Raw genomic sequence first — 18,966 nt, 5'->3', positions numbered from 1 at the left:
AATTCAACCCAGGAAGGACCACCGACGATGAATGCCGACGACATCCGCCACCGTTTCGCCGAGCTGCGCGCCAAGGGCATGCGCCACAAGGACGCCGCGGCCGCCATGGGGCTGGCCGAGGGCGCCGCGATCGCGGCCCATGCGGGCGCGCACGACAAGGCCCTGCGCGCCACGCCGCTGCGCGGGCCGTGGCTGGCGCTGCTGCAGTCGCTCGAGGCCTGCGGGCCGCTGCTGGCGCTCACGCGCAACGAGACCACGGTGCACGAGAAGACCGGCATCTACGAGAAGCTCTCCGGCGGCGAGGCCATGGGGCTCGCGCTCGGCGAGGCGATCGACCTGCGGCTGTTCTTCAGCCGCTGGCATGTGGGCTTCGCGGTGGACGAGGCGGCCGCCAACCCCGGCGTGCCGTCCTCGCTGAGCCTGCAGTTCTTCGACGCGCACGGCCTGGCGGTGCACAAGATCTTCGTGCGCGAGGCCACCGACCGCAGCGCGCTGCAGGCGGTGATCGATGCGCATGCGGCGCCGGAGCTTCAGGTGGCGTTCAAGCCGGCCGAGCCCAAGCCCGCGCCGCGCGCCGACGCCGCCATCGACGCCGGCGCGCTGGCCGAGGCCTGGCGCGGCATGCAGGACACGCACGAATTCTTCGGCCTGCTCAAGAAGTTCGATGCCGAGCGCCAGCAGAGCTTCCGCCTCACCGAGGGCGAGTTCACGCAGCGCGCCGCGCTGCATGCGGTGGGCGACCTGCTGCAGGAAGCGGCCTTCAGCGGCACGCCGATCATGGTCTTCGTGGGCAGCCCCGGCTGCATCCAGATCCACACCGGGCCGGTGGTGCGCGTCGAGCCGATGGAGATGCCGGCGCGTGGCGACGCCGCGCCGATGCGCTGGCTCAACGTGCTCGACCCCGGCTTCAACCTGCACCTGCGCGAAGACCGCATCGCGAGCGTGTGGATCGTCGAGAAGCCCACCAGCGACGGCCACGTGACCTCGGTCGAGGCCTTCGACGGCGAGGGCGAGCTGATGGCGATGTTCTTCGGCGCGCGCAAGCCCGGCGTGCCCGAGCGCGAGGACTGGCGCACGCTGGTGCGCGGGCTCGCGCGGCTGCCCGCGGCGGCACCGGCCGCCTGATCGCGCGGACGTTTTTCTCCTTGCCCCACGTTTTTTCTCCATGACCGAAGAACGCATCTCCTCCTCCCTCGTCCGCCGCCGCGACGCACTGCGCCTCGCCGCCGCGGCCTCGCTCGGCACCGCCGCGCTGCCCCTGTTCGCCCAGTCGCCCGAGGCGAAGAAACTGCCGCGGCTCATCACAGTGAGCGGCGCGATCACCGAGGTGGTGTACCTGCTCGGCGCTGAGGGCCAGCTCGTCGGCACCGACACCACCAGCCTCTATCCGGCCGCGGCGCGCGGCACGCCGAAGGTCGGCTACATGCGGCAGCTCTCGGCCGAGGGGCTGCTGTCGCTCAAGCCCGACGCAGTGATAGCCACCAACGAGTCGGGGCCGCCGGTGGTGCTCGACCAGGTGCGCTCGGCCGGCGTCAAGGTCGAGATCGTGCAGGCCGACCACAGCTGGGGCGAGGTGCAGCGCAAGATTCAGGTGGTGGGACGCGCCGCGGCCCGCGAGGCGCAGGCGCGCGCGCTGCAGGCCAGGCTCGATGCCGAATGGGCCCAGGTGCAGCAGCGCGTGGCCGCCGCGCAGGGCCGCAAGCCGCGCGTGCTGTTCGTGCTCTCGCACAGCGCGAGCCCGCAGGTGTCGGGCGAGAAGACCGCGGCGCACGCGGTGATCGGCTATGCGGGCGGCGTGAATGCGCTCGGCGGCTTCGAAGGCTACCGGCCGATGACGGCCGAGGCCATGGCCACGGCCGCGCCCGACATCGTCATGACCAGCGACCAGAGCATCGAGGCCCATGGCGGCGTCGAGCGCTTCTGGCAGCGGCCCGAACTGGCGCTCACGCCCGCGTTCAGGAAGCGCTCGCTGGTCACGCTCGACGCCTTGCTGCTGCTGGGCTTCGGCCCGCGCATGCCGGCGGCGATCGCCGAGCTGCATCCGAGGTTCTTGGCCGCGGTGGCATGAGCCAGCGCTTCCCGCCGCGGGCCGTGCTGGCCGGCTGCGCGCTGCTGCTCGCCGTCGCGCTGGCGCTCGGCGCGGTGTCGGGCGCCTACGCGATCAGCCTGCCGCAACTGTGGAAGGTGCTGGCCTCGCTGGGGCAGCGCGCCGGGGCCGACAAGTCGCCCGAATACCTGGTGTTCTTCAACATCCGCCTGCCGCGCCTGGTGCTCGGCGTGGCGGCCGGCGCGGGCCTGGGCATGGCGGGCACGCTGATGCAGGGGCTGTTCCGCAACCCGCTGGCCGATCCCGGCCTGGTGGGCATCAGCAGCGGCGCCGCGCTGGCGGCCGGCGTGACCATCGTGCTGGGTGCCTGGTTCATGCCGCTGCTGCCGCGCACGCTCGGCAGCTGGACGCTGGTGGTCATGGCCTTCGGCGGCGGCCTCTCGGTCACCTTGCTGATCTACGCGCTGTCGCGCAGCGAGGGCGGCACGCGCATGGCGCTGATGCTGCTCGCGGGCATCGCGGTCAATGCGCTGGCGGGCGCCGGGCTCGGCTTCCTCAGCGTGATGGCCACCGACGAGCAACTGCGCAGCCTGCAGTTCTGGCTGCTCGGCAGCCTGGGCGGCGCGCGCTGGAGCGCGGTGATCCTGGTCGGCGTGGCGGTGCTGCTGGCCTGCGTGGCGGCCGCCTCGCTGGCCGCGCCGCTCAACGCGATCGCGCTGGGCGAATCGCAGGCGGCGCTGCTGGGCGTGGACGTGGAGCGCATCAAGCGGCGCGCCGTCGTCGTCACGGCGGTGGCGGTGGGCGCGGTGACGGCCACCACCGGGATCATCGGCTTCATCGGCCTGATCGCGCCGCACTGGGTGCGCATGGTGGCCGGGCCCGACCACCGTGTGGTGCTGCCCGCTTCGGCGCTGCTGGGCGCTGCGCTGGTGCTGGTGGCCGACACGGTGGCGCGCACCGCGATGGCGCCGGCCGAGCTGCCGCTGGGCGTGCTCACGGCCTTCATCGGCGTGCCGATGTTCCTGCTGATGCTGCGGCACTTCCGGGGGCGCATATGAAGGCGCCGGACCTGAACCAGGGGCTGCGTTGCGAGGATGCCGAGGTGCGCATCGGCGCCAAGGCGCTGCTCTCGCGGGCCTCGGTGCAGCTGGCGCCCGGCCGGGTGACGGCGATCCTCGGTCCCAACGGCGCGGGCAAGTCGACCCTGCTGTCGGTGCTGTCGGGACAGCGCGAGCCCACGGCGGGCCGGGTGCTGCTCGACGGCCGGCCGCTGCGCGCCCACGGCATGCCGGCGCTCGCGCTGCGGCGCGCGCTGATGCCGCAGGAAAGCGCGGTGGCCTTCGACTTCAGCGCGCGCGACGTGGTCGCGCTGGGCCGCTATCCGCACCGGCTGGCGCCCGCGCCCGACGAGGACGCGATCGTCGCCGCGGCCATGGCGCTGACCGACGTGTCGGCGCTCGCGCCGCGTGTCCTCAACACGCTGTCGGGCGGCGAGAAGGCGCGCGTGCACATGGCGCGGGTGCTGGCGCAGCTGTGGCATCCGCGCGCCGACGGGGCCGCGCGCTGGCTGCTGCTCGACGAGCCGACGGCCGCGCTCGATCTGGCCCACCAGCATGCCGCGATGCGGCTCTTGCGCGGCTGGGCCGGGCAGGGCGTCGGCGTGGTGGTGGTGCTGCACGACCTGAACCTGGCGCGGCGCTATGCCGACGAAGTGGTGGTGCTGGGCGCGCCCGATGCGCCCGGCGGGCTGCGCCAGGGCCCGGCCGCCGAGGTGCTGGCGCCCGCGCTGATCGAGGCGGTCTGGCGCATGCCGTGCCAGGGCGTGGTCGGCGCGGACGGGACGGTGCAGTACCTGTTCGGTTAGGAGCCGCCGCCCGGGGCGCTCAGTAGGTCAGCCGCTCCGGCCGCAGCTCCTGCAGGATCGTGGTCGCGATCTCCTCGATCGACTTGGTGGTGGTCGAGAGCCAGCGGATGCCGGCGCGCCGCATCATGGCCTCGGCCTCGCTGACCTCGTGGCGGCAGTTCTCGATGCTGGCGTAGCGCGAATTCGGCCGGCGCTCGTTGCGGATCTCGCTGAGCCGCTCGGGCTGGATGGTCAGGCCGAAGATCTTCTTGCGGTGCGGCATGAGCGCCGGCGGCAGCTGGCGGCGGTCGAAGTCTTCCGGAATCAGCGGGTAGTTGGCCGCCTTCAGGCCATGCTGCATCGCCAGGTAGAGCGAGGTGGGCGTCTTGCCGCTGCGGCTCACGCCCACCAGGATGACGTCGGCGCCCTGCAGGTCGCGGTTGCTCTGGCCGTCGTCGTGCTGCAGGCTGAAGTCGATCGCGGCGATGCGGTCGTTGTATTCCTTGCTCTTGCTGACGTCGCTGAAGCGGCCGATGCGGTGGTTGGACTTCATCGCCAGCTCGATCTCGAGCGGGCGCACGAAGGTGCCGAACATGTCCAGCAGCATGCCCTTGCAGCCGGTTTCGATCACTTCCAGCACGTCCATGTTGGCCAGCGTGGTGAAGACGATCGGGCGCACGCCCTCGAGTTCGGCCGTGTGGTTGATCTGCCGCACCGCCTGGTGGGCCTTGTCGACCGTGTCGGTGAAGGGCAGCCGCACGTGGCGCGGTTTCATCTCGAACTGGGCGAGCACGGCGTTGCCGAAAGTCTCGGCCGTGATGCCCGTGCCGTCGGAAACGAAGAAGACAGTTCGTGTGTGCATGGTCTGGCGGTGTTGTCCTGCGACGCGCGCGGCCCCGGCGCGCCTACAATCCGCCCCATTATCGGGATTCCGCCCCTCGGCACCCACCGTATCTTTCCTTCCATGCCCACCGCGTCCGCACCCAGAGCAACGACAACGATCGTGCCGCGCCGTCCGCATGGAATGCAGCAGGTTTCAACTTCTGGAGCTTTCCCATGTCTGCACTTTTCGACGCGACCGCCCTGGTCGTACCGTTTGAAAACCTGAGAATGACCGACGTCGAGGCGGTTGGCGGCAAGAACGCCAGCCTCGGCGAGATGATCTCGCAGCTGCCCCAGGGCGTGCGCGTGCCCACGGGCTTCGCGACCACCGCCCATGGCTTCCGCCAGTTCCTGGCCCACGACGGCCTGGCCGACAAGATCAGCAAGCGCCTGGCCGCGCTCGACACCGAGGACGTGCGCGCGCTGGCCACCGCCGGCGCCGAGATCCGCGCCATGGTCGAGGCCCAGCCCTTCCCGGCCGACCTCGAGAAGGCCATCCGCGATGCCTTCGCCGCCCTGAGCGCCGGCAACCCGCAGGCCTCGTTCGCCGTGCGTTCCTCGGCCACCGCCGAAGACCTGCCCGACGCCTCCTTCGCCGGCCAGCAGGAAACCTTCCTGAACGTCGTCGGCATCGAGGACGTGCTGCACAAGATGAAGGAGGTGTTCGCCTCCCTCTACAACGACCGCGCCATCAGCTACCGCGTGCACAAGGGCTTCGCCCACGACGTGGTGGCGCTGTCGGCCGGCGTGCAGCGCATGGTGCGCTCCGACCTCGGCGCGGCCGGCGTGATGTTCACCATCGACACCGAGTCGGGCTTCGAGGACGTGGTGTTCATCACCTCGAGCTACGGCCTGGGCGAGACCGTGGTGCAGGGTGCCGTGAACCCCGACGAGTTCTACGTCCACAAGCCCACCCTGAGTGCCGGCAAGCGCGCGGTGATCCGCCGCAACCTGGGCTCCAAGCTGATCCAGATGGAGTTCGCCACGCCCGAGGAGAAGAAGGCCTCGGGCAAGCTGGTCAAGACCACCGACGTGAAGGCCGAGCAGCGCAACCGCTATTCGCTGACCGACGACGAGGTCGAGCAGCTCGCCAAGTACGCGCTGGTGATCGAGCAGCACTACGGCCGCCCGATGGACATCGAATGGGGCAAGGACGGCACCGACGGCCAGATCTACATCCTCCAGGCCCGTCCCGAGACCGTGAAAAGCCAGCAGCAGGGCAAGGCCGAGCAGCGCTTCAAGCTGCTGGGCCGCGGCGCCGTGCTGGCGGAAGGCCGCGCGATCGGCCAGAAGATCGGCACCGGCCCGGTGCGGCTGGTTCACAGCATCAGCGAGATGGACAAGGTGCAGGCCGGCGACGTGCTGGTCACCGACATGACCGACCCGAACTGGGAGCCGGTGATGAAGCGCGCCGCGGCCATCGTCACCAACCGCGGCGGGCGCACCTGCCACGCGGCCATCATCGCGCGCGAGCTGGGCATCCCGGCCGTGGTCGGTTGCGGCGACGCCACCGACCTGCTGAAGGACGGCACCCTGGTCACCGTGAGCTGCGCCGAGGGCGACACCGGCTACATCTACGACGGCCTGCTCGAGACCGAGGTCACCGAGGTCCAGCGCGGCGTGATGCCCGAGATCGACATCCAGCTGATGATGAACGTCGGCAACCCGCAGCTGGCCTTCGACTTCGCGCAACTGCCCAACCACGGCGTGGGCCTCGCGCGGCTCGAGTTCATCATCAACAACAACATCGGCGTGCACCCGAAGGCGATCCTCGACTACCCGAACGTCGACAACGACCTCAAGAAGGCCGTCGAGTCGGTGGCCCGCGGCCATGCCTCGCCGCGCGCCTTCTACGTCGACAAGGTGGCCGAGGGCATCGCCACCATCGCCGCGGCCTTCTGGCCCAAGAAGGTGATCGTGCGCCTGTCGGACTTCAAGTCGAACGAGTACCGCAAGCTGATCGGCGGCAGCCGCTACGAGCCCGAGGAAGAGAACCCGATGCTGGGCTTCCGCGGCGCGGCGCGCTACCTCAGCGAGGACTTCGGCCAGGCCTTCGCCATGGAATGCGAGGCGCTCAAGCGCGTGCGCAACGACATGGGCCTGACCAACGTGCAGATCATGGTGCCCTTCGTGCGCACGCTGGGCCAGGCCGAGCGCGTGACCGGCCTGCTGGCCAAGTACGGCCTCAAGCGCGGCGACAACGATCTCAAGCTGATCATGATGTGCGAGGTGCCGAGCAACGCCATCCTGGCCGACGAGTTCCTCGAGTACTTCGACGGCTTCTCGATCGGCTCGAACGACCTGACCCAGCTCACCTTGGGCCTGGACCGCGATTCGGGCCTCGAGCTGCTGGCGGCCGACTTCGACGAGCGCGACCCGGCCGTGAAAGCCATGCTGAGCCGCGCCATCAAGGCCTGCAAGGACAAGGGCAAGTACGTCGGCATCTGCGGCCAGGGCCCGTCGGACCATCCCGACTTCGCGCTGTGGCTGGCGGAGCAGGGCATCGAGTCGATCTCGCTCAATCCCGACAGCGTGATCGACACCTGGCAGCAGCTCGCCCAGCGCTGAGCCGGCGCGACCTGCGGGAATCCCCATGCGGGGATTCCCGTGTCAGGCTGGTGTCAATCTCTTGGATTGGCGTTTCCGGTGTCAGACTCGTGACATTCATCACGAGGCGGCGGTGATCGACCCAAGCTTCCGTGGCGTGCGGCGATCCCGCTCGCGGCGGCGGTCGGCCGGCATTCCGTCGGGAGACACGCATGATTCTTGTCAAGACGGAGGCCGGCCAGCAGGTCCTCAAGGACCGCTCGGTCCCGCTGTCGCCGCGGCAGCGCACCGCTTTCATCCTGTTCGACGGCAAGCGTTCGGTCGACGACGTGATCGCCGCTGGCGCGGGCATCGCGCGCGAGGACATCGACCAGATGGTGTCGCTGGGCCTGCTGAGTCCGCCAGGCGGCGCCGCGGCGGAGGCGCCGGCGGCGGATTCCGCCGAGGTGGCGCCCAAGGCGTCTTCCGGCCGCAGCAGCCAGCAGCGCTACACCGACGCCTATCCCATCGCCACGCGGCTCACGGCCAGCCTCGGGCTCAAGGGGGTGCGGCTCAACCTGCAGGTCGAAGGGGCAGGGGGCTACGAGGACCTCGTGGCGCTGGCGCCGAAGATCCGCGCGGCGGTCGGGCCCGAGAAAGCCGAGCCGCTAGACCGGGCGCTCTACGACTGAACCCGCCCGTCGTCGGTGCCGCGTGGGCACCCGATTTGGCGTTTTCCCGAAGTTATGGCTACAATAGCCGGCTTTGCCTTGCCACACCGCGCCGACGCTGCGGGTGGCTTCAACCCCTTCTTCCGGTCTGCCGGGGGAGAAACCCACAAGGAGTGCCATGCGTCACTACGAAATCATTCTGCTGATCCATCCGGATCAAAGCGAGCAAGTTCCGGCCATGCTGGAGCGCTACAAGGGCCTGATCACGACCGGCGGCGGCAAGATCCACCGTGTCGAGGACTGGGGCCGTCGTCAACTGGCCTACCAGATCAACAAGCTCAACAAGGCGCACTACCTGTGCGTCAACATCGAAGCCGAACAGGCCGTGATGAGCGAACTGGAACACGCCTTCAAGTTCAACGACGCCGTGCTGCGCCACCTGACCGTTCAGAAGAAGAAGGCCGACACCGGTCCTTCGTCGATGATGAAGACGGTCGAGCGCGAAGAAGCCCGCAAGGCTCAGCAGGCCGAATACGCCGCCGCCAACAACAACAACTGATGTCGGCGTGAGTGCTGCCGCTGCGGCGGCAACCGGGGTCAACCAGCTTCTGCTGTCCGCCCATGTTGCCGAACTCGGTACCTTGCGATTCACCCCGGCCGGCTTGCCCGCCATCGACCTGAAGCTCGAACACGAGTCGACCCTTCAGGTGGCGGGACAGTCCAGGCAGGTGAAGACGGCCCTCAAGGCCGTTGCCTTCGGCGCCATCGCCGAGCGGCTCGCGAAGCAGTCGATGGGAAGTCTCTGGCGATTCCAGGGTTTCCTCTCCACACCGGCCAACGGCAAGCTCCCGGTCCTGCACATCCAGGATTTTCAGCAAGATTAATTTTCGACAAGAGGTCCCTCCATGGCCACGTTCAAGAAATTCAACAAAGACAAGCGCCCGAAGCGCAACACCCAGTCGCTGCTGTTCAAGCGCAAGCGTTTCTGCCGCTTCACCGTCGCTGGCGTCGAGGAAATCGACTACAAGGACATCGACACGCTGCGTGACTTCATCAGCGAAAACGGCAAGATCATCCCGGCCCGCCTGACCGGCACCCGCGCGATCTACCAGCGTCAGCTCAACACCGCGATCAAGCGCGCCCGCTTCCTCGCCATGGTCCCGTACAGCGACCAGCACCGCGTCTAAGAAGGAGACACAGCATGCAAGTCATTCTTCTGGACAAGGTCATCAACCTCGGCACCCTCGGTGAAATCGTCAAGGTCAAGGACGGTTACGCCCGCAACTTCCTGATCCCGTCGGGCCGCGCCCGCCGCGCCACCGCCGCCAACAAGGCCGAGTTCGAAGCCAAGCGCGCCGAACTCGAGAAGGCCGCCGCCGCCAAGCTGGCCGAGTCGCAAGCCCAGGGCGAAAAGCTCTCCGGCACGACCGTCAAGCTGACGCAGAAGGCTGGCGTCGACGGCCGCCTGTTCGGCTCGGTCACCAACAGCGACATCGCTGAAGAACTGGGCAAGCAAGGTTACAAGGTCGCGAAGTCGCAGGTTCGCCTGCCGAACGGCCCGATCAAGACCGTGGGCGACACCACCGTCAGCGTCTCGCTGCACACCGACGTGGTGGTCGACATCAACGTGACGGTCTACGGCGAAACCGCCTGATCGTTCCGGCGCGTCCTTGATGCGCTGCCAGAAGCCGCCCTCGGGCGGCTTTTGTTTTTTGTGCCCGCCAGCGGAAGTTGTCCCGCCGGCTGCACCGGAAGTTCACCTGTTATTCACAACCTTGTCCACGTGACGCCGCGGGGTGCGCGGCTTAGCATGGAGGGTTGCAAGGAAGCCCATGTCCGCCGTCTTTTCCTACGCCGACAACGATCCCTCCGACCGCCAGGTCGCGCAGCTGCGCATCCCGCCGCATTCGATCGAGGCCGAATCGAGCGTGCTGGGCGGCCTGCTGCTCGACAACACGGCCTGGGACCGCATGGGCGACCTGCTGGTCGACGGCGACTTCTACCGCCATGAGCACAAGCTGATCTTTGCCGCCATCGGCGGCCTGATCAACGGCAGCAAGCCGGCCGACGTGATCACGGTCTACGAGCAGCTGCAGACGCTCGGCAAGGCCGACGAGAGCGGCGGGCTGGTCTACCTGAACTCGCTCGCGCAGTACGTGCCGAGCGCGAGCAACATCCGGCGCTACGCCGAGATCGTTCGCGAGCGCTCGATCCTGCGCAAGCTGGTCTCGGCCAGCGACGAGATCGCGACCAACGCCTTCAATCCGCAGGGCAAGACGGTCGACAAGATCCTCGACGAGGCCGAGCAGAAGATCTTCAACATCGGCGAGGAAGGCACGCGGATGAAGCAGGGTTTCCAGAGCATGGATTCCCTGGTGGTCGAGCTGCTCGACCGCGTGACCGAGATGGCCGACAACCCGAACGACATCACGGGCGTTCGCACCGGCTTCTACGAGTTCGACAAGATGACCTCGGGCCTGCAGCCCGGCGACATGATCGTGCTGGCCGCGCGCCCCTCGATGGGGAAGACCTCGCTGGCGATCAACATCGCCGAGCACGTGGCGCTCAACGAGGGGCTGCCGGTGGCGGTGTTCTCGATGGAAATGGGTGCCTCCCAGCTCGCGGTGCGTATCGTCGGCTCGATCGGCCGCATCGACCAGGGCCACCTGCGCACCGGCAAGCTCACCGACGAGGAATGGCCGCGCCTGACCGAAGCCATCGAGAAGCTGCGCACCGTGTCGCTGCACATCGACGAGACGCCGGGCCTGTCGACCAGCGAGCTGCGCGCCAACGCGCGCCGGCTGGCGCGCCAGTACGGCCGCCTCGGCCTGATCGTGGTCGACTACCTGCAGCTGATGTCGACCAGCATGTCGGGCGACGAGAACCGGGCCACGGCCGTGGGCGAAATCTCGCGCGGCCTGAAGATGCTGGCCAAGGAGCTCAAGTGCCCGGTGATCGCGCTGTCGCAGCTCAGCCGCGGCGTCGAGAGCCGCACCGACAAGCGTCCCATGATGAGCGACCTGCGCGAATCGGGCGCCATCGAGCAGGACGCGGACATCATCATGTTCATCTACCGCGACGACTACTACAACAAGGAGTCGAAGGAGCCGGGCGTGGCCGAGGTGATCATCAGCAAGCACCGGAACGGCCCCACGGGCACGGTCAAGCTGGCCTTCCTCAAGCCCCTCACCAAGTTCGAGAACCTGGCGATGGGCAGCGACGACTTCTGAACTCGCGTCTTCAACGCGGTTCGGTGGAGCGCGCGAGCGCGACGCCCGCGTCGGATGCGGTCGGCGCGCCCTCGGGCCAGCGCTTCTGCAGCCGCCTGGCCTCGGCGGCCTCGGCTTTCACCTGGCGCAGCATGTCGGCCATCGTCCTGCCGGGCTCGTCGCGGAAGCGCTCGGCCAGAACCTCGACCGCGTCGATGCGGTCGATGCGAAAGCCGCGGAAGTCCTCGCGCAGCTCGCACCAGGTCGACAGCGTCCAGACCTTGCCCCAGTAGAAGCAGCCCAGCGGTCGCACCGTGCGCTCGCTGGGCTCGCCCGCCACGTCGCGGTAGACCAGGTGCAGCTTGTGGCGCGACTGCACCGCTTCGCGCAGCGTCTGCAGCCGCTCGCGCAGCAGGTCGCTCAGGCCCAGCGCGGGCGCGTAGAGCGCCAGCGCCTCGGCCGACACGCGCGCCGAGGGCGGCAGCACCGAGAGGATCTTGCCCAGCCCGGTCTCGATGTCGCGCGCCATCGCCGGGTCGACCCAGCTCTGCGCGAGCCGGGCCGCGGCCACCAGCGCCGAGGCCTCGTCCTGGGTGAACATCAAGGGCGGCAGTTCGAAGCCCGCGCCGAGCCGGTAGCCCACGCCGGCCTCGCCCTCGATCGGCACGCCCTGGTGCTGCAGGTCGGCGATGTCGCGGTAGACCGTGCGCTCCGAGACCTCGAGCCGTTCGGCCAGGAAGGCGGCCGTGGTCAGGCGCCGGCCACGGATCAGCTGGACGATCTGGAACAGGCGATCGGCGCGGCGCATCAGCGCTCGCTCTTCGGGATGCTCATGCCACTCCGATGTGGATCTCTACCTTGTCCGGCCCCTCGTAGGCTTCGAAATCGCTGCGGTAGCGGCGCGCGATCTCCGGGTGCGCCTCGAAATACTGCCAGATGCGCTGCCAGGTGGCGATCACCATCTGCGGCATCTCGCCCTGGCCGGTGAAGACCAGGTAGTCGCCGGCCTCGATGGCCACGCTGTCCGCGCCGCCCGAGACGGCCACGCCCACGCTCAGGTCGAAGGGGCCGTGGGCATCGGATTCGTAGGCGGAATAGACACCGAAGATGCGCGTGTCGCCCGTGCGATGGGGCGTGGCTTCGTAGGTCTGCTCGCCGAAGAAGCGTCCCCACAGCGCGCCGATGCGGGCGGTCGCGGGGTTGCTCTCTTCGCGGTTGGTGGTGCGGACCGTGAGGCCCGCGACCCGGAAGGCGTCGTGGTGGAGTCGCTCGGGTTCCATGGTGTTCTTCTCCTGCAGAGGTGATCTCGGTTCTCGTCGTTCAGAGGGCCAGCGTTTTCAGGTCCGCCTTCATGCTGCGTGCGATCAGTGCCATGTCGGCATCGTCGACGTCGAACAGGCCGAAGCGGAACTTGTAGCCCCATTGCTTCGGGTTCTCGATGAAGGCGAGGCGTTCGATCATCGGCGCGATCGGTGTCTCCAGCGCGTCGGCATAGCGCACGTCGCGGCGCCAGGGGACGAAGCCGCCGCCCATGTCGAACTCGTAGGCCTCGCCAGGCTGCACGATGCCGATCGACACGAAGCTCTGCAGCCTGTCCGTGCCGCCGAACACCGTGGCCGGCGAATAGTAGGCCACGCGATCGCCCGCGCCGACCCGCCGGAGCGGGCCCGGCTTGCCGTGGCAGGTCTGCATGAAGCCCAGCGGTCGGTGGTCGCGTCCGCGCCGGGCATGCTCGGCGCTCGCGACCGCAATCCAGTTGCGCTGCGGCATGGTGCTTCAGGCGAGGGCGTGCAGGCCGACTTCGTTGCCTTCGGTGTCGCGCAGGTGGGCAATGAAGCCCATGCCGGGCGGCAGCGCCGACTTGGGCGCCACGATCTGTCCGCCGGCCGCCTCGATGCGCGACAGCACGGCGTCGATGCTGGGCATGCAATCCAGGTAGATGCGGATGCCGGTGCCCGCATTCGCCGCGCCCTTCGCGCCGGCTTGCAGGGCGCCGCCGGTCGCGGGATTGTCGTAAGGGAACACGGCCAGCGTGCCGCCGCCGAGATTTTCGCGGCGCAGCTTGCGGTCGAGCACGGTTTCGTAGAAGGCCTGCGCACGGTCCAGGTCGGTGACGGGGATCTCGAACCAGCTGATGGCGTTGGTCATGAGGGGCTCTCTTTCATGGGTGTTGAGGAGCCTCGATGGTGCGGACCGGCTCCTGACAACGTCTTGTCAGGAGCCTGTCATCGCGGGACGAAGAAAAGCCCGCGCTGCTCCGGGGAGCGGGCGCGGGCCCGAGGTTGGCGCGACGGCGCGTTAAAGCACGTCGCTCGCGAAATCGGCCAGTCGCGAGCGTTCGCCGCGCGCCAGCGTGATGTGGCCACCGTGCGGCCAGCCCTTGAACTTGTCGACCGCGAAGGTCAGGCCCGAGGAGCCTTCGGTGAGGTAGGGCGTGTCGATCTGCGCGAGGTTGCCCATGCAGATGATCTTGGTGCCCGGACCCGCGCGCGTGATCAGCGTCTTCATCTGCTTGGGCGTGAGGTTCTGCGCCTCGTCGATGATCACGTACTTGTTGAGGAAGGTGCGCCCGCGCATGAAGTTCATGCTCTTGACCTTGATGCGGCTGCGGATCAGCTCGTTGGTGGCGGCGCGCCCCCATTCGCCGGCACCGCCGCCGTCGCCCTTGGCCAGGAACTCGAGGTTGTCGTCGAGCGCGCCCATCCAGGGGCCCATCTTCTCTTCCTCGGTGCCGGGCAGGAAGCCGATGTCCTCGCCCACGCTCACGGTGGCGCGGGTCATGATGATCTCGGTATAGCGGCGGTCGTCGAGCACCTGCGTCAGGCCCGAGGCCAGCGCCATCAGCGTCTTGCCGGTGCCGGCCGTGCCGGTCAGCGTGACGAAGTCGATCTCGGGGTCCATCAGCAGGTTCATCGCGAAGTTCTGCTCGCGGTTGCGCGTGTTCACGCCCCACACCGCGTTCTTGCCCGAGCTGTAGTCCTTGAGCGTCTTGAGCACCGCGGTCTTCTCGCGGATCTCGGTGACGCGCGCGTACATGCTCGGCTCGCCGGGCGCCTCGAAATACACGAACTGGTTGATGTACATGTTCGGCACGATCGGGCCGCTGACGCGGTAGAAGGTGCTGCTGCCGCTCTGCCAGCTCTCCACCGTCTTGCTCTGGCGGGTCCAGAAGTCGGGCGGCAGGGCGAGCGAGCCCGAATAGAGCAGGTCGCCGTCTTCGAGTGTCTTGTCGTTCTGGTAGTCCTCGGCGTCCAGGCCCAGCGCGCGTGCCTTGACGCGCATGTTGATGTCCTTCGACACCAGCACCACCTCGCGCTTCGCGCGATCGGGCGACTCCTTGGCGTAGAAGTCGCGCAGCGCATGCACCACGCCGAGGATCTGGTTGTCGGCCTTGCCCTGCGGCAGGCTCAGCGGCAGCGCGTAATCGAGCGGATCGGTCTGGAAGAACAGCTTGCCCCCGGCTTCGCGGTGGCCGGTGGTGTCGAGCTTCAGGCCCTTGGCGATGTCGGCGTCCTGCGCGGCGGCCAGCGCGTCGAGCGTGCGGCTGGTCTGGCGGCCGTTGCGCGCGACCTCGGTCGTGCCCTTCTTGTGGCCGTCGAGCTCCTCGAGCACGATCATCGGCAGGTAGATGTCGTGTTCCTCGAAGCGGAACAGGCACATCGGATCGTGCAGCAGCACGTTGGTGTCGAGCACGAAGAGCTTGGCGGGGCCGCTCGAGCGGCTGCGCTTGGGCTTCGGTGCCGGTTGCGGCGCGGGAGCTTCGGCACGCGGGGCTTCGGCCGGCGCCGAACGCGTCAGGGCTTGCTGCTGCTGCGGCGCCGGGGCGGCGGCGGGCGTCGACCGGGGTTTGCGACGGGGGCGGGCGGCGGGTGCCGGCGCGGTCTCGAGGCCGCCACCGGGGACTTCGGCCGAATGCCGGTCGAACAGCTCCAGCGCTTGCGGTCCGCTCGGCGCCTCGGTCTCGGCGCGCGCGTCGCCGGACCGGCGGGACCCCCTGTGCGAAGAACGGGCGGGCGCGTCAAGCGCGTCCGGAGAAAGCAAAGCGGCACGTTTCGTGGGGGCGGGGGGCAGTGGCATGTGTCAGGTCGCTCGCAAAAAAGTGGGTACCAGAAAACGAAAAAGCCGCCTGTAGACCCAGGCGGCTTTGTTCGGAGGATGCGGTCGTGGAGCTCAACAGCATGCGGCCATTATGCACACCGCCTCTGGGGCGTCGGCGCCACTTTACGCCGTTCGTTGGGCATTCCCCACGCGAGAGCGCAATTGCGCACGCCTGACACGCGGCTGAAACCTTCGATCGGGCGGGCTCGGAAGCCTCAGGCCGGCTTCTTCAGGGTCTTGACGGCCTTGAGGACTTCGTCGACGTGGCCCGGCACCTTGAGGCCGCGCCATTCGGCCTTCAGGATGCCGTCGGCGCCGATCAGGAAGGTGCTGCGCTCGATGCCCTTGACCTTCTTGCCGTACATGATCTTGTTCTTGACCACGCCGAACATGTGGCACATCTTCTCTTCGGTGTCGGCGATCAGTTCGAACGGCAGTTCGAGCTTGGCCTTGAATTCGTCGTGCGACTTCATGTTGTCGCGCGAGACGCCGAACACCGTGGCACCGGCCTTTTCGAAGTCCTTGTAGCGATCGCGGAATTGCATGGCTTCGGTCGTGCACCCCGGAGTGTTATCTTTCGGGTAAAAATACAGGACCAGGACGTGGCCGAGGTGCGAAGTATTCGAGACCTTGAGGCCACCGGTGGCGTTGGCGTCGAATTCGGGAATGGGTTTGTTGACAACGATCGCCATGAAACTTGTTTTCTCCGTTTGTTTCCACTACCCGAGCCTGCCTGTGTCGAGCGCAAGGCGCCTTTCGGTGCCGCTCGCCAAAATCTCGGGTCCTCGGTTGATGGAAGATTGGTCGTTGCTAACTCTGGGTGCCCGGTAGGCCCCGAAAGGAGCGCGCCAGGCGGTTCGCAACCCGAGATTTTACCCCGAAAACCCCTCTCTCAGCCACCCTCGGGCCGCTCGACCAGCAGGGCGGCGACCACGTGCCGGCCTTCGCCGGCCAGGATGTTGTAGGTGCGGCAGGCCGCGGGGGTGTCCATGGTCTCCACGCCGGTGCGCTGGGCCATCAGGGGCTTGATCCAGGCGGGCTGCGGGAAGCGGATGCGCCCCCCGCTGCCGAAGATGATCAGTTCGGCGCCCAGCGCGGCCAGCTGGGCGAAGTGCTCGGGGCCCAGTTCGTCGAAGCGGCTGCAGTTCCATTCGAAGCGCTCGCCGCGCGAGCCGACGACCACGCTGCCCTCGACCTTTTCGTTGTTGATGGCGACCCAGCCCGGGCCGTGCGCGGTGAGGGTCTGGGTGTCGGATTTGTCGGGCTGGAGCTTCATCGGGGCACTGGGAACTGTGGTCAAATTATAGGTTTTCCCTAGTGACACGAGGCTCGCCAGGGCCTTTGCGGGCCGCACGGCGTTTCCCGCAGTCTTCGCAACTTTCTTGCATGAACCGCGCCCGGGAGGGCCCTTTGAAGCAGCTCAAGAAATCGGCCAAGCTGGCCAACGTGCTCTATGACATTCGCGGTCCGATCATGGACGCGGCGAAGCAGATGGAGGAGGACGGCCAGAAGATCATCAAGCTCAACATCGGCAATCTCGCCGTGTTCGGCTTCGATGCGCCCGAGGAAATCCAGCAGGACATGATCCGCAACCTGCCCACCTCGGCCGGCTATTCGGACAGCAAGGGCGTCTTCGCCGCGCGCAAGGCGGTGATGCACGAGACGCAGAAGCAGGGCATCACGGGCGTCACCCTCGACGATATCTACCTGGGCAACGGCGCCAGCGAGCTGATCGCCATGTCGACCAACGCGCTGCTCGACGACGGCGACGAGCTGCTGCTGCCGGCCCCCGACTATCCGCTGTGGACCGCCTCCACCAGCCTGTCGGGCGGCACGCCGGTGCACTACCTGTGCGACGAGGCCAACGGCTGGATGCCCGACCTGGCGGACATCCGCGCCAAGATCACGCCGCGCACCAAGGGCATCGTGGTCATCAACCCGAACAACCCCACCGGCGCGCTGTATTCCGACGCGCTGCTCAAGAGCATCGTCGAGATCGCGCGCGAGCACGGCCTCGTGATCTTCGCCGACGAGGTCTACGACAAGGTGCTCTACGACGACGTCAAGCACACGGCGATCGCCAGCCTGTCGAGCGACGTGCTCACGCTGACCTTCAACTCGCTGTCCAAGAGCTACCGTTCCTGCGGCTACCGCGCCGGCTGGCTCGTGGTGTCGGGCGACAAGCGCGCCGCGCGCGACTACATCGAGGGCCTGAACATGCTCTCGAACATGCGGCTGTGCGCCAACGTGCCCGGCCAGTGGGCGATCCAGACCGCGCTCGGCGGCTACCAGAGCATCAACGAACTGGTGGGCGAGGGCGGCCGGCTGCGCCGCCAGCGCGACCTGGCCTACGAGCTGATCACCGCGATCCCCGGCGTGAGCTGCGTCAAGCCCAGCGCCGCGCTCTACATGTTCCCGAAGCTCGACCCGAAGGTCTACCCGATCGCGGACGACCGCCAGTTCTTCCTCGAGCTGCTGAAGGAGACCCGCGTGATGCTGGTGCAGGGCACCGGCTTCAACTGGGCCACGCCCGACCACTTCCGGATCGTGTTCCTGCCCCACGAGGACGACCTGCGCGAGGCGATCAACCGCATCGCGAAGTTCCTGGAGCAGTACCGCCTGCGCCGCAAGACGGAGTCATGAAAGCCGCCTGCGCCGCCGCGGCCCTGTCGCTCGCCGCGTTGTCCGCCTCGGCCGCCGGGCCCGCCGCCAAGGCGCCGGTGTCCTTCACGCACAACGACTGGGAACTGGCCTGCGACAACACGCGCACCTGCCGCGCGGCCGGTTACCAGTCCGAGACCGGCGCCAACGAACCGGTCTCGATGCGCATCACGCGTGCCGCCGGGCCGGGCACCGCGCTCGAGATCGACCTGCAGATCGGCGCCGACGACGTCAAGGGTCCGCTGCGCCTGACGGTCGGCAAGGCCGTGGTGCCGGGCCTGAAGAACGATGCCCCGAGCCTCGATGCCGCCCAGATCCGCGCCGTGCTGCCCGAGCTGCTCAAGGCCGACGGCGCCAGGCTCACGGCCGGCGGCGGCCGCGAATGGCAGCTCTCGCTCTCGGGCCTGAACGCCGTGCTGCTCAAGATGGACGAGGCCCAGGGCCGTATCGACACCCCCGGCGCGCTGGTGCGCCCCGGCGGCAAGGCCGAATCGACAGTGCCGGCGGCCGTGCCCGCGCCGGTCGTGCGCGCGGTCCAGCCCGCGAAGCCGAAGCCGGGCGACGACGCGCTGGCCGCGCGGATCTTTCCCTCGCTCGACCTCAAGAAGGCCATCGAGTACTGCAACAACAGCGACAAGGTCGACCCGAAGTCGCTCGAGGTGCATCGCCTCACCGGCACCAGGGTGCTGCTGTCGCTGGGCTGCGGCATGGGCGCCTACAACTACTCCAGCCTGCAATGGCTCGCCAACGACAAGCCGCCCTATGCGCCGGTCGCGCTCGAGGCCAACGGCGAGTATGACGACAAGGACGCCAGCATCACCTCCAGCTTCAAGGGCCGCGGCATCGGCGACTGCTGGTCCAGCGAGACCTGGCATTTCGACGGCCAGGGCTTCGTGCGCACGGCCGCCGAGAGCGACCAGATGTGCCGCGGCTTCGCCGGCGGCGCCTGGTCGCTGCCGCGCTACGTCAGCCGCGTCGTGAGCGCCGCGCCGTCCACCACCCCATCCAAACCATGAACGCGACTCTCCC

At 68.2% G+C, this 18,966-nt stretch carries 21 protein-coding genes; 13 read left to right on the top strand and 8 right to left on the bottom strand.

Translation table 11 applies throughout. The features are described 5' to 3' along the window. Positions 1-27 precede the first annotated feature (27 nt). The 4 genes from KV106_RS26625 to KV106_RS26610 are packed head-to-tail and all read left to right on the top strand — an operon-like array spanning position 28 to position 3,911. Positions 28-1,125 (top strand): hemin-degrading factor, encoded by a 1,098-nt coding sequence (locus KV106_RS26625; protein ID WP_261213590.1) that lies wholly within the window; start codon positions 28-30, stop codon positions 1,123-1,125. A gap of 40 nt (positions 1,126-1,165) precedes the next feature. Further along, positions 1,166-2,068, top strand: coding sequence for a heme/hemin ABC transporter substrate-binding protein (locus tag KV106_RS26620; RefSeq protein ID WP_261213589.1), 903 nt, complete (start codon positions 1,166-1,168; stop codon positions 2,066-2,068). Then, positions 2,065-3,105, top strand: coding sequence for a FecCD family ABC transporter permease (locus KV106_RS26615; RefSeq protein ID WP_261213588.1), 1,041 nt, complete (start codon positions 2,065-2,067; stop codon positions 3,103-3,105). The genes KV106_RS26620 and KV106_RS26615 overlap by 4 nt, the downstream gene beginning before the upstream one ends. Then, positions 3,102-3,911 (top strand): heme ABC transporter ATP-binding protein, encoded by an 810-nt coding sequence (locus KV106_RS26610; protein WP_261213587.1) that lies wholly within the window; start codon positions 3,102-3,104, stop codon positions 3,909-3,911. Before KV106_RS26615 ends, KV106_RS26610 begins: the two co-directional genes overlap by 4 nt. A 19-nt stretch (positions 3,912-3,930) precedes the next feature. On the opposite strand, the gene ppsR is transcribed toward KV106_RS26610, so the two are convergent. Beyond that, positions 3,931-4,752 (bottom strand): posphoenolpyruvate synthetase regulatory kinase/phosphorylase PpsR, encoded by an 822-nt coding sequence (gene ppsR, locus KV106_RS26605; RefSeq protein ID WP_057595986.1) that lies wholly within the window; start codon positions 4,750-4,752, stop codon positions 3,931-3,933. Between the two features lie 194 nt (positions 4,753-4,946). Between ppsR and ppsA the strand changes: the two genes are divergently transcribed. From ppsA to dnaB, 7 genes are all read left to right on the top strand, one after another. After that, positions 4,947-7,340 (top strand): phosphoenolpyruvate synthase, encoded by a 2,394-nt coding sequence (ppsA, locus tag KV106_RS26600; protein WP_057595985.1) that lies wholly within the window; start codon positions 4,947-4,949, stop codon positions 7,338-7,340. 191 nt (positions 7,341-7,531) lie between these two features. Beyond that, positions 7,532-7,990, top strand: coding sequence for a hypothetical protein (locus KV106_RS26595; RefSeq protein WP_057595984.1), 459 nt, complete (start codon positions 7,532-7,534; stop codon positions 7,988-7,990). Between the two features lie 157 nt (positions 7,991-8,147). Next, positions 8,148-8,528 carry a 30S ribosomal protein S6 gene (gene rpsF / locus KV106_RS26590; protein WP_057595983.1) on the top strand — a complete coding sequence of 127 codons (381 nt, stop codon included), beginning with the start codon at positions 8,148-8,150 and terminating at the stop codon, positions 8,526-8,528. Positions 8,529-8,535: 7 nt separating this feature from the next. Further along, complete coding sequence (gene priB, locus KV106_RS26585; protein ID WP_261213586.1) at positions 8,536-8,853, top strand: primosomal replication protein N; 318 nt, start codon at positions 8,536-8,538, stop codon at positions 8,851-8,853. 21 nt (positions 8,854-8,874) lie between these two features. After that, positions 8,875-9,156: a 30S ribosomal protein S18 gene (rpsR, locus tag KV106_RS26580; protein WP_007830781.1), complete on the top strand. Its 282-nt coding sequence runs from the start codon at positions 8,875-8,877 to the stop codon at positions 9,154-9,156. Between the two features lie 14 nt (positions 9,157-9,170). After that, entirely contained in the window at positions 9,171-9,623 is a 453-nt protein-coding gene (gene rplI, locus KV106_RS26575) for a 50S ribosomal protein L9 (RefSeq protein WP_057595982.1), read from the top strand. Between the two features lie 178 nt (positions 9,624-9,801). After that, complete coding sequence (gene dnaB, locus KV106_RS26570) at positions 9,802-11,199, top strand: replicative DNA helicase (protein ID WP_057595981.1); 1,398 nt, start codon at positions 9,802-9,804, stop codon at positions 11,197-11,199. A gap of 10 nt (positions 11,200-11,209) precedes the next feature. Here dnaB and KV106_RS26565 read toward each other — a convergent pair whose 3' ends face one another. The 7 genes from KV106_RS26565 to KV106_RS26535 form a co-directional block, all read right to left on the bottom strand. After that, entirely contained in the window at positions 11,210-11,986 is a 777-nt protein-coding gene (locus KV106_RS26565; RefSeq protein ID WP_261213575.1) for a helix-turn-helix transcriptional regulator, read from the bottom strand. Positions 11,987-12,008: 22 nt separating this feature from the next. Continuing rightward, positions 12,009-12,458, bottom strand: coding sequence for a GyrI-like domain-containing protein (locus KV106_RS26560; RefSeq protein WP_172705654.1), 450 nt, complete (start codon positions 12,456-12,458; stop codon positions 12,009-12,011). 40 nt (positions 12,459-12,498) lie between these two features. Next, positions 12,499-12,948 (bottom strand): EVE domain-containing protein, encoded by a 450-nt coding sequence (locus tag KV106_RS26555; RefSeq protein ID WP_261213573.1) that lies wholly within the window; start codon positions 12,946-12,948, stop codon positions 12,499-12,501. Positions 12,949-12,954: 6 nt separating this feature from the next. Continuing rightward, a complete protein-coding gene (locus tag KV106_RS26550) occupies positions 12,955-13,326 on the bottom strand; it encodes a VOC family protein (RefSeq protein ID WP_057595977.1) in 372 nt (123 codons plus the stop codon). Between the two features lie 150 nt (positions 13,327-13,476). Beyond that, positions 13,477-15,255 carry a PhoH family protein gene (locus KV106_RS26545; protein WP_261213570.1) on the bottom strand — a complete coding sequence of 593 codons (1,779 nt, stop codon included), beginning with the start codon at positions 15,253-15,255 and terminating at the stop codon, positions 13,477-13,479. A gap of 236 nt (positions 15,256-15,491) precedes the next feature. Beyond that, positions 15,492-15,968 (bottom strand): peroxiredoxin, encoded by a 477-nt coding sequence (locus KV106_RS26540; RefSeq protein ID WP_057595862.1) that lies wholly within the window; start codon positions 15,966-15,968, stop codon positions 15,492-15,494. A 200-nt stretch (positions 15,969-16,168) separates the two neighbouring features. Next, on the bottom strand, positions 16,169-16,552 hold the full coding sequence (locus KV106_RS26535) for an Mth938-like domain-containing protein (protein WP_057595861.1): 384 nt from the start codon (positions 16,550-16,552) through the stop codon (positions 16,169-16,171). 134 nt (positions 16,553-16,686) lie between these two features. Between KV106_RS26535 and KV106_RS26530 the strand changes: the two genes are divergently transcribed. After that, positions 16,687-17,919 carry a pyridoxal phosphate-dependent aminotransferase gene (locus KV106_RS26530; protein ID WP_057595860.1) on the top strand — a complete coding sequence of 411 codons (1,233 nt, stop codon included), beginning with the start codon at positions 16,687-16,689 and terminating at the stop codon, positions 17,917-17,919. Next, on the top strand, positions 17,916-18,953 hold the full coding sequence (locus KV106_RS26525; RefSeq protein WP_261213568.1) for a DUF1176 domain-containing protein: 1,038 nt from the start codon (positions 17,916-17,918) through the stop codon (positions 18,951-18,953). Before KV106_RS26530 ends, KV106_RS26525 begins: the two co-directional genes overlap by 4 nt. Positions 18,954-18,966 lie beyond the last annotated feature (13 nt).

The sequence above is a fragment of the Variovorax endophyticus genome, assembly GCF_025376855.1.
Lineage (GTDB): Bacteria > Pseudomonadota > Gammaproteobacteria > Burkholderiales > Burkholderiaceae_C > Variovorax.
Note: the sequence above shows the minus strand (reverse complement) of the source record. Positions and strands in the feature narration are given on the sequence as shown.

What these genes read in the sequence shown, in the direction of transcription:
- KV106_RS26525 (WP_261213568.1), top strand. Translation starts at nt 17,916, where the DNA reads ATGAAAGCCGCCTGCGCCGCCGCGGCCCTGTCGCTCGCCGCGTTGTCC.
- KV106_RS26550 (WP_057595977.1), bottom strand. Translation starts at nt 13,326, where the DNA reads ATGACCAACGCCATCAGCTGGTTCGAGATCCCCGTCACCGACCTGGAC.
- rpsF (WP_057595983.1), top strand. Translation starts at nt 8,148, where the DNA reads ATGCGTCACTACGAAATCATTCTGCTGATCCATCCGGATCAAAGCGAG.
- KV106_RS26565 (WP_261213575.1), bottom strand. Translation starts at nt 11,986, where the DNA reads ATGCGCCGCGCCGATCGCCTGTTCCAGATCGTCCAGCTGATCCGTGGC.
- ppsR (WP_057595986.1), bottom strand. Translation starts at nt 4,752, where the DNA reads ATGCACACACGAACTGTCTTCTTCGTTTCCGACGGCACGGGCATCACG.
- KV106_RS26540 (WP_057595862.1), bottom strand. Translation starts at nt 15,968, where the DNA reads ATGGCGATCGTTGTCAACAAACCCATTCCCGAATTCGACGCCAACGCC.
- KV106_RS26625 (WP_261213590.1), top strand. Translation starts at nt 28, where the DNA reads ATGAATGCCGACGACATCCGCCACCGTTTCGCCGAGCTGCGCGCCAAG.
- KV106_RS26560 (WP_172705654.1), bottom strand. Translation starts at nt 12,458, where the DNA reads ATGGAACCCGAGCGACTCCACCACGACGCCTTCCGGGTCGCGGGCCTC.
- KV106_RS26545 (WP_261213570.1), bottom strand. Translation starts at nt 15,255, where the DNA reads ATGCCACTGCCCCCCGCCCCCACGAAACGTGCCGCTTTGCTTTCTCCG.
- rpsR (WP_007830781.1), top strand. Translation starts at nt 8,875, where the DNA reads ATGGCCACGTTCAAGAAATTCAACAAAGACAAGCGCCCGAAGCGCAAC.
- KV106_RS26595 (WP_057595984.1), top strand. Translation starts at nt 7,532, where the DNA reads ATGATTCTTGTCAAGACGGAGGCCGGCCAGCAGGTCCTCAAGGACCGC.
- KV106_RS26610 (WP_261213587.1), top strand. Translation starts at nt 3,102, where the DNA reads ATGAAGGCGCCGGACCTGAACCAGGGGCTGCGTTGCGAGGATGCCGAG.
- KV106_RS26620 (WP_261213589.1), top strand. Translation starts at nt 1,166, where the DNA reads ATGACCGAAGAACGCATCTCCTCCTCCCTCGTCCGCCGCCGCGACGCA.
- ppsA (WP_057595985.1), top strand. Translation starts at nt 4,947, where the DNA reads ATGTCTGCACTTTTCGACGCGACCGCCCTGGTCGTACCGTTTGAAAAC.
- KV106_RS26535 (WP_057595861.1), bottom strand. Translation starts at nt 16,552, where the DNA reads ATGAAGCTCCAGCCCGACAAATCCGACACCCAGACCCTCACCGCGCAC.
- rplI (WP_057595982.1), top strand. Translation starts at nt 9,171, where the DNA reads ATGCAAGTCATTCTTCTGGACAAGGTCATCAACCTCGGCACCCTCGGT.
- KV106_RS26615 (WP_261213588.1), top strand. Translation starts at nt 2,065, where the DNA reads ATGAGCCAGCGCTTCCCGCCGCGGGCCGTGCTGGCCGGCTGCGCGCTG.
- KV106_RS26555 (WP_261213573.1), bottom strand. Translation starts at nt 12,948, where the DNA reads ATGCCGCAGCGCAACTGGATTGCGGTCGCGAGCGCCGAGCATGCCCGG.
- dnaB (WP_057595981.1), top strand. Translation starts at nt 9,802, where the DNA reads ATGTCCGCCGTCTTTTCCTACGCCGACAACGATCCCTCCGACCGCCAG.